Source organism: Atribacter sp. (genome assembly GCF_035418125.1).
Lineage (GTDB): Bacteria > Atribacterota > Atribacteria > Atribacterales > Atribacteraceae > Atribacter > Atribacter allofermentans.
This window is the reverse complement of sequence record NZ_DAOLQM010000066.1, coordinates 1-8,967: the sequence shown is the minus strand read 5'-3', so window position 1 is coordinate 8,967 and position 8,967 is coordinate 1. Positions and strand designations below refer to the sequence as shown.

General features: G+C 38.0%; 7 protein-coding genes. All 7 read left to right on the top strand.

What is annotated here, in order from left to right; genetic code table 11:
* Positions 1–48 precede the first annotated feature (48 nt).
* The gene (gene lysS / locus PLK24_RS05095; RefSeq protein WP_324476923.1) at positions 49–1,533 is read left to right on the top strand and encodes a lysine--tRNA ligase; all 1,485 of its coding nucleotides are present in this window, start codon (positions 49–51) and stop codon (positions 1,531–1,533) included.
* Positions 1,530–2,156 (top strand): CtsR family transcriptional regulator, encoded by a 627-nt coding sequence (locus tag PLK24_RS05090; protein ID WP_324476921.1) that lies wholly within the window; start codon positions 1,530–1,532, stop codon positions 2,154–2,156. Before lysS ends, PLK24_RS05090 begins: the two co-directional genes overlap by 4 nt.
* A complete protein-coding gene (locus PLK24_RS05085; protein ID WP_324476918.1) occupies positions 2,146–2,646 on the top strand; it encodes a hypothetical protein in 501 nt (166 codons plus the stop codon). The genes PLK24_RS05090 and PLK24_RS05085 overlap by 11 nt, the downstream gene beginning before the upstream one ends.
* 41 nt (positions 2,647–2,687) lie before the next feature.
* The gene (locus PLK24_RS05080) at positions 2,688–3,671 is read left to right on the top strand and encodes an ATP--guanido phosphotransferase (RefSeq protein ID WP_324476916.1); all 984 of its coding nucleotides are present in this window, start codon (positions 2,688–2,690) and stop codon (positions 3,669–3,671) included.
* Positions 3,664–6,126: an ATP-dependent Clp protease ATP-binding subunit gene (locus tag PLK24_RS05075; protein ID WP_324476914.1), complete on the top strand. Its 2,463-nt coding sequence runs from the start codon at positions 3,664–3,666 to the stop codon at positions 6,124–6,126. Before PLK24_RS05080 ends, PLK24_RS05075 begins: the two co-directional genes overlap by 8 nt.
* A gap of 1 nt (position 6,127) precedes the next feature.
* Positions 6,128–7,507 carry a DNA repair protein RadA gene (radA, locus tag PLK24_RS05070; protein ID WP_324476912.1) on the top strand — a complete coding sequence of 460 codons (1,380 nt, stop codon included), beginning with the start codon at positions 6,128–6,130 and terminating at the stop codon, positions 7,505–7,507.
* A 274-nt stretch (positions 7,508–7,781) separates the two neighbouring features.
* Positions 7,782–8,834, top strand: coding sequence for a PIN/TRAM domain-containing protein (locus PLK24_RS05065; RefSeq protein WP_324476910.1), 1,053 nt, complete (start codon positions 7,782–7,784; stop codon positions 8,832–8,834).
* Positions 8,835–8,967: the final 133 nt, after the last annotated feature.

The following is an 8,967-nucleotide window of genomic DNA, read 5'->3' as shown; positions in this document are numbered from 1 at the left end:
ATATCGAGTGATAGATATAAAGAAAAAGGAGGTTAATTCCATTTCATCATGAATGAAGAAGCGCGGGAGCAGTTGGACCAAATCAATGTTGAAGAACAAACCAAAAAACTACAGGAATTAAGAAATTTAGGTATTGATCCTTATGGAGTTCCCTTTCCCGAGAAACATTCCATTCAAGACATTCGATCTCATCCGGAAAAATTTCTGGATCAAGATGTTCTCTTACGGATTGCCGGTAGAATAATGGCTATTCGTCGCCATGGAAAAGCCATTTTCGCTGATGTTCAGGATCGACTGGGAAGAATTCAAATCTACGTTAAGAAAGATACCATTGGTGATGATTCTTTTGGGATTTTTAAAAGTCTAGATGTAGGGGACGTTATTGGTTTAGAAGGGAAATTGTTCAAAACCCATAGTGGTGAGCTGACTATTGTGGTTGAAAATTTTAGTCTTCTCAGTAAATGCTTGCATCCACTTCCAGAGAAATGGCATGGATTAAGAGAAGTTGAAGTGAGATATCGAAAACGTTATCTTGATTTAATTATGAATCCTGAAGTCAGAAAAGTGTTTCAAACTCGTTCTCGAGTGTTGAGTGAGCTCAGAAAATATTTAGATGAAAGAGATTATTTAGAAGTTGAAACTCCGATGATGCAACTCATTCCAGGAGGAGCGTTAGCTCGTCCCTTTGTAACTTTTCACAATGCGCTTGGAATTGACTTATACCTTCGGATTGCTCCAGAACTTTATCTCAAACGTCTAATTGTTGGCGGTATGGAAAAGGTATACGAAATAAACCGAAATTTTCGCAACGAGGGGATATCGGTTCGTCATAATCCGGAATTTACCATGTTAGAGCTTTACCAGGCTTATGGTAACTATGAGACGATGATGAATTTATGCGAACAAATGTTGTCATCGATTGTATTTTCCATCTTGGGGACTTATGAGGTAAATTATCAGGATATGGCTATTGATTTTACTCCTCCGTGGCGAAGGCTAAACCTTCGAGAAGTAATTCAAAAAGAAGGTGGAATAGATATCTTTGAAGATAGCCTTGAAACACTGTACCAGCGAGGGAAAAAAGCAGGTTTAAACTGCGATCAGACCTGGGATCGGGGAAAATACGTTAACGAATTTCTGGATATTTTTGTTCAACCACACCTGGTGAATCCGACTTTTGTTTTAGAATATCCGGTTGAAATATCACCGTTGGCCAAAGCCAAAAAAAATGATCCTTTAGTTGCGGAACGATTTGAGCTTTTTATTGGTAAGGAAGAATTAGGAAATGCCTATAGCGAGCTCAATGATCCTATCGAGCAAAAGAAGAGATTTTTAGATCAAGTTAAAAAAAGAGACAGGGGTGACGTTGAAGCCCATCTTATCGATCAAGATTATGTAGAAGCACTTGAATATGGGATGCCGCCTACCGGTGGAATGGGAATTGGTATTGATCGACTGGTTATGCTTTTAACCAATTCATCCTCGATTCGAGAAGTTATTTTCTTCCCTATTCTCCGACCGAAAATTGATTGACATTCGAGAAGTTTATTCCTATAATAGGAAATGTCAATAATAGTCAAAATACTCGATGGCCGTTTTTGACGGCAGAATTCGAGCTGGAAGTGACTGCCAAAAAGACCGAGAATGGGAGGTCGGTAGAGATGTACTCCCTTTGCGACTCTATTGAAAAATATTTAATACGACTTATTGAAAAATCACCCAACAACACTGTAACTATCCAAAGAGGTAGGGTGGCTGAGGAGTTTGATTGCGCACCTTCTCAGATCAATTATGTATTAATGACCCGCTTTAATGTTTTTAAAGGCTTTATCGTCGAAAGCCGAAGGGGAGGAAGCGGGTATGTCAAAATACAACAGATACAAATGGATCGCTTGGAACCGGTAGTTAATTTTCTCGAAGTATCCGAAAAAGATATCAAAGAAAGTGAAGTAGAAAGTTTGTTGTTGTGGTTGGAGCGAGAAGGATTCATTACCTCAAGAGAGGGTTCGTTAATGAAAGCAGCGATAATTGATACTTTTAATAGACTTAACTTTGATTCACTTCTTTCGGTTCGGGATGTAAATATATTGCGATCCAATATCCTTCGGGAAATGCTTCTTCAAGTTTTAAAAGTTGGGTATGATTATGAAGTGTGAACTATGTAATGATAATATTGCCAGTGTAGTTTTTTTTGTCTTGGATAAGGAAGAAAAGATTGAGAAAAAGCTATATTTGTGCGAATTTTGCGCTAATAAGGTACCAGTTTATAGCTTTGTTGTAAATCAGAATCAACAATCATTGCATTTAAAGAAATTTTTCCTGCCAAAAGAAACTGATGAGAATACGTCTGTTTTATCTTGTAGCTATTGTTTAACTTCTGCAAAAGAATTTTTAGAAAGTGGTTTATTAGGATGTGTTCATTGTTATGATACTTTTCAGGAGCTGATACGAGATTTAATTACTGAAAAGCTACCGGAGATCATACATCGTGGAAAAGTACCTGTTCGGTTGTTTCGAAGAAAAAAAATCAAAAAAGATATCGACCATCTGAGGCAGATATATCAAAGATGCCTTGAGGAAGAAAATTATGAACAAGCCAGTGGTGTTGTCCGAAGACTCAAACAGCTTGAGTCATATCTAAGATGAGAATATTTTTTTCAAATTTTTTTTCTCAAAAACCAGATAATTTGTCAAAGGTTATTTCTCGGATATCTTTATCTCGTAATATTGAAGATATACCGTTTCCCAGCCGAGCAACGTCAATTTGGATTGAAGATCTCAAACAAAGAATTAAGAATCTCTATCAAAAAATTTTTGCTGCCAAAAAATACCAGTGGGTTCAGTTGGATACAATTCCAAAGAATGCTCTTGAGAAGTTTTATTATCAGAATTTAATTCCCAGAGAAGTTCTTGAAAATCCGGCAAACCGGTATCTGATTTATTCGAGTCATAAGGGGATTTTAGTCAATTATCTTGACCATCTCCAAATTTTTTCCATTACATCGGGCTTAGATTTAAATCGAATTTACCAAGATGTCAATAAGTTAGACAATTTAATTGAAAAAAATATTGATTACGCCTATTCCGAAGAGTGGGGATATCTTACTTCACATATCAATAAAGTTGGGACGGGTATGGATTTATCAGTAACCATTCATCTTCCGGCTTTATCTTTGCTTTATGGTGAGAACCGTTTTATTCAATGGATGAGAGATAAAAATTTACAAGTTAAGAATTTTCGTGGAGAAGATGGTGTTATTGGTCATATTTATCATTTTTCCAACCTTTATTCTTTAGGGGTTTCTGAGTGGCAGATAATAAACGATTTAAAAAAGTTTGGGTGCACATTATCAAAGTGGGAAAAACAAGTTCGTGAATCTTTAAAGAATAACCCACCCCGAAGCCGGGAACTCGAAGAAACAGTCATGATGAAAGGAAGACAGCTTTATCGAAGTGGTCATTTTTCCTTAAAAGATATTTTTGATTTTCTTTCAATTTGGACATTAGCCTGGCAATGTGGAATATTTTCACCACGGAAAGGTTTAAAATTAATAGAAGTGAGAGAAATATTGCAGAAAACTTGGGGAAACGATAACAGCTTAAAAAAAGAATGTTTGAATATTTTGCGTTATTTCAGAGTTATCTCTGGGGAGGAACTTTGCGATGTTTGAGCGATATACCGAAAGAGCCAGAAAAGTAATTATATTGGCTCAAGACGAAGCCGTGCGCCTCAAGCACAATTATATAGGGACTGAACATCTTCTTTTAGGTTTATTAAGAGAACGAGAAGGAATAGCAGCAAAAATTCTTGAAAGTCTCGATATAAGCATTGAAGCAGTTCGCAATGAATTAGAAAATTTTGTTGACAGGACTGAATATCAAGGTGCAACTGAGGTAGCTTTTACACCGCGTGCCAAGAGAGTCTTGGAATTGGCTTTGGATGAAACGCGTCGATTATCTCATAAATATGTTGGGACCGAACATATTCTGCTTGGAGTTTTTCGAGAAGGAGATGGAGTAGGTGCACAGATACTCAGGAGACTCGGGCTTGATATCGAAACCGTCCGAATGAGATTGAATCAAATATTAAATGAAAATTCCCAACAACAAGATCCTTTTGCACCCACCAGTCAATCCAAAAGAGAGAGTAAAACTCCAATTTTGGATGAATTCAGCCGAGACCTAACCCAGCTTGCCAAAGAAGGAAAATTAGATCCAGTTATTGGCCGAGAGAGAGAAATAGAAAGAGTTATTCAAATCTTGAGCCGGCGAACCAAGAATAATCCGGTTTTGATTGGTGAACCAGGCGTTGGAAAAACCGCTATTGTTGAAGGATTAGGTCAAAAAATTATTAAAGGCGAGGTTCACGAGATTCTAAAAAATAAAAGAGTAGTTAGCCTCGACTTAGCCGCAATAGTAGCCGGAACCAAATATCGAGGTGAATTCGAAAAAAGGCTTAAGAAAATAATTTCTGAAATCGTCCAAACCAGGGAAGTCATATTGTTTATTGATGAAGTTCATACCTTAGTTGGTGCTGGTGCTGCTGAAGGAGCCATCGATGCTGCCAATATACTAAAACCAGCTTTAGCCCGCGGGGAATTGCAAGCAATTGGAGCTACAACCATCACTGAATATCGAAAATACATAGAAAAAGATTCAGCTTTAGAAAGACGTTTTCAGCCGGTGTATGTCGATGAGCCGTCAGTAAAAAATAGTATTGAAATTTTGAGAGGAATTAAGGAGCGATATGAAGACCACCATCGGGTTGAAATAGTCGATGAGGCTCTCAAGGCCGCCGTTCACCTTTCTCAGCGTTACATTAGCGACCGTTATCTTCCCGACAAAGCTATCGACGTAATGGATGAAGCAAGTAGCCGGGTTCGTTTGCGAGCAACGGTTTTACCAGATGACTTGAAGCAAATGGAAAAAGAGATTGAAGAAACCCGTATAAAAAAGGAAATGTCGGTAAAACAACAAGATTTCGAAGAGGCTGCAACTCTGAGAGATCTGGAAGATCAATTAAAGAGAAAATATCGGAAAAACAAAGATGAATGGCTACAGCAGATTGACACCATGCGACCTTTGGTAACTGAAGAGGATATAGCAGCAGTGGTAGCCAACTGGACTGGAATACCGGTTTCCCGGTTAGCAATTGAAGAGAAGAAACGTCTGGTCAACATGGATGAAGAAATTCATAAACGATTAATCGGTCAGGACGAAGCAGTAAAAGCAGTATCTCGGGCGATACGAAGATCTCGAGCCGGTCTTAAAGACCCCCGTCGACCAATCGGTTCATTTATCTTTTTGGGACCGTCGGGAGTAGGAAAAACTGAATTAGGGAAAGCATTGGCAGAGTTTCTTTTTGGGAAAGAGGATTCACTCATCACCCTTGACATGTCAGAATACATGGAAAAGCATACCATATCTCGATTAATTGGTTCTCCTCCTGGATATATTGGTTATGATGAAGGTGGACAGTTGACGGAAAAAGTTCGTCGACATCCTTACTCAGTCATTTTATTTGACGAAATTGAAAAGGCCAGTCCGGAAATTTTTAACATTCTTCTTCAAATTCTTGAAGAAGGGCGTTTGACCGATGCCCAGGGAAGACAGGTAGACTTTAAAAATACCGTCATCATCATGACATCCAATTTAGGAGCTCGGATGATCTCATCCAATGTTTCCATTGGTTTTGGAAATACGACCGATGAAGGTTGCACTTATGAAGACATTAAGCAAAAAGTCATGGAAGAAGTAAGGAGAGTATTTGTTCCTGAATTCCTTAATCGGATTGATGAATTAATCGTATTTAAACCCTTAAAGCATGAAGAAATTGAAAAAATTGTTGATTTAATGATGAAGGAAACCGTCAAACGTCTTGTTGAACAATCTATAACCATTGAATTAACGCCAGAGGCACGTTCAAAAATTGCCAAAGAAGGATATGATCCAAACTTTGGTGCTCGACCTTTAAGAAGAGCGATCCAACGAATGGTGGAGGATCCCGTTTCGGATCTCATTTTAAAAGGTACATTTAAAGAAGGAGACCGGATTTTGATCGGAGTAGAAGAAGAAATCCTTCGCTTTGATAAAATGTTGCCTCTCGAGCTTTCGTTAAAGGATTAGTGTGAAAAAATCGGAGTTTGTTTGTCAAACTTGTGAATATTCCACCCCCAGCTGGTTGGGAAAATGTCCTCAATGCGGGGGGTGGAATACTTTTAAAGAAGTCTTTTCTTTGCCTCAAAAATCTGCAAAAAAAAATGAGTCTAAACCCAACACTCAACCACTCTCTTTCCAGGACCTTTTCAATCAAAATTATGAAGTTGATCGGCGTATTGGTACCAGTCTAAATGAAGTTGATCGGGTCTTGGGTGGTGGCATTGTTGAGGGATCTCTTTCTCTTTTGAGTGGGGACCCGGGGATTGGGAAATCCACTTTGCTTTTAGCAATTGCTGCTGGAATTGCCCTTCAAGGAAAAAAAGTCCTCTATATCAGTACTGAAGAATCACTCCATCAGCTTTTTATCAGAATACAGCGTTTTGGTTTTAAACCAAATCCCAATCTATGGCTTCATTCAACCGATAGTTATAACGATATTGAGTCAAGTATAGAGAATCTTGCTCCCTCTCTGATTATTATCGATTCCATACAGAATTTATCTTTGGATGAATTAGATGCCATGCCTGGGAATATTTCTCTCATCCGTGATTTGAGTTCCCGATTTATGGATATTTCTAAAAAGAAAAATATTGCTATTTTTTTGGTTGGCCATGTGACTAAGGAGGGCATCGTTGCCGGGCCAAGAACCCTTGAGCATTTAGTTGATGTAGTTCTTTATTTAGATGGCGAAGCCCATCATCAACTTCGAGTTTTACGAAGTGTAAAAAACCGATTTGGCTCGACTCAAGAAGTTGGTTTATTGGAGATGAAGGAAGAGGGATTAGTCGAGTTAGTCGATCCTTCAAAATTTTTTTTGGTGGAAAAAGATATCGAAAATAGTAGTACCGCCCGTACGGTTCTTGCCGAAGGAAGAAGAGCATTACTTCTTGAAGTTCAGACGTTAGTCAATCAATCTTACCTGGATTACCCACGGAGAGTGAGCGTTGGTTTTGATGTCAATCGCCTTCATCTTTTGGTAGCAGTAATTGAGAAGCGAGTACGTATTCGTTTTGGTCAGCAAGATATTTATCTCAACATGGCTGGAGGAATGAAGGTCACCGAGACTACTCCTGATTTAGCTATCTGTTTTAGTCTTATTTCTTCACGTTTAGAGAAGAGCCTTAATAAAAACACTATATATTTAGGGGAGGTTGGATTAGGAGGAGAAATTCGCCCGGTCCACTTTTTTGAAGGAAGAATTCAAGAAGCAGCCAGAATGGGAATTAGCCGGGTGGTGACCTCTCAATATCATCTCCAGAGTAGTGCCAAGAAAAAGTTAAAAGGCTTGAAAATTATTGGCTATCAAACCCTTTATGAGGCAGTGCAAAAAGAAGATTTAGTCCAGTAAAATAAAATATGATCGAGTTTGAAATTTTTGGAAGCAGAGCCAAGAAAAGGAGTATTTTGGATAGCATGGTTGGAGTGTTATAATTATTTTCATAAAACTATAAAAGTGAATTCAAATCCTAATTTAATCTTTATCGAAAAGCGGTTTTAAAAAGGGCAATTATAACCGCAAGATATTTTTTTTCTTTTAACTTATGACAGAAAGGAGGGAACTACTCTAATATTGAAATACCAATATTGAACTTATTATCCATTCTGTTAGGAGGAGATATGACATGACGAGTGGTGGTAAGTGGGGGTTTATCGTTTCGATTATTATTGTCTTTATCCTGAGTACTTTAATATCCCGATCCCTACAAACTTCACTAAATAGTTATTCTTGGCTTGTAATTATTCTCATAACCGGTACTTTTAGTATTATTACCTATTTTATCCAGAAATATGCCGGATTTTTTTTCCTTGAGAAGTGGAATAAGTTGTCTCTGGCAATAAATCGCTTGTCGGCTATTGATATTTTAGTTGCTTTAGGGGGATTGATAGTTGGTTTAGTGATCGGAGCTCTTTTAACTTACCCCCTTTCCTTTCTTTATATTAAAATTACTACTCTGCCTTTATTGGTGACTTTAGGCTGTGGGATTATTGGTTTGGCTTTAGCAATAATTCGCAAAGAAGATATTATTATGATTTTCACCGGAATTCCCAAAATGAAACTTTTACGGGGGCAAAACAATATAGCTAAGATATTGGATACCAGTTCGATTGTCGATGGACGAATTGCAGATATTTGTAAAACTGGTTTTGTTGAAGGTGACATGATCATCCCTCGATTTGTTTTAAAAGAATTGCAGCAGGTTGCCGATTCTCAAGATCCCTTGAAAAGAAGTCGAGGTCGGCGAGGTTTGGATATTTTAAATAAAATGAGAAAAGAAAAAAAGGTTAATATTCGTATTGTAGAGAGAGATTTTATCGAGATACGGGATGTTGATGCCAAGTTAATCAAGATGGCCAAAGTAATGGGAGCCAAAGTCATAACCAATGATTATAATTTGAATAAAATTGCTGAGTTAGAAGGAGTTGAAGTTCTTAATATCAATGAGCTCGCCAACTCATTAAAGCCCTATGTATTGCCTGGAGAGGAACTGAGAGTACAAATCATTCGAGAGGGGAAAGAATCCGATCAAGGAGTGGGGTATCTTGACGATGGAACCATGGTAGTGGTTGAAGGCGGGAAAAAATACATCAATGTTGTAATTGATACTATTGTCACCAGCGTTTTACAAACTCCAGCAGGGAGGATGATTTTTGCCAAACCGAGAGGAAAAATGTAAAATAGAGAAGTTCATTATCCTGGACTATGAGGTGATATTGTTTGTTCATAGCGCTGATCGTTGCTGCCGGAACTGGAGAAAGAATGAACTCAATTATTCCCAAGCAATTTTTTCCGGCTTCTCTAAAACCGGT

Coding starts and splice junctions, on each gene's coding strand:
- lysS (WP_324476923.1), top strand. CDS start 49: ATGAATGAAGAAGCGCGGGAGCAGTTGGACCAAATCAATGTTGAAGAA.
- PLK24_RS05085 (WP_324476918.1), top strand. CDS start 2,146: ATGAAGTGTGAACTATGTAATGATAATATTGCCAGTGTAGTTTTTTTT.
- PLK24_RS05075 (WP_324476914.1), top strand. CDS start 3,664: ATGTTTGAGCGATATACCGAAAGAGCCAGAAAAGTAATTATATTGGCT.
- PLK24_RS05065 (WP_324476910.1), top strand. CDS start 7,782: ATGACGAGTGGTGGTAAGTGGGGGTTTATCGTTTCGATTATTATTGTC.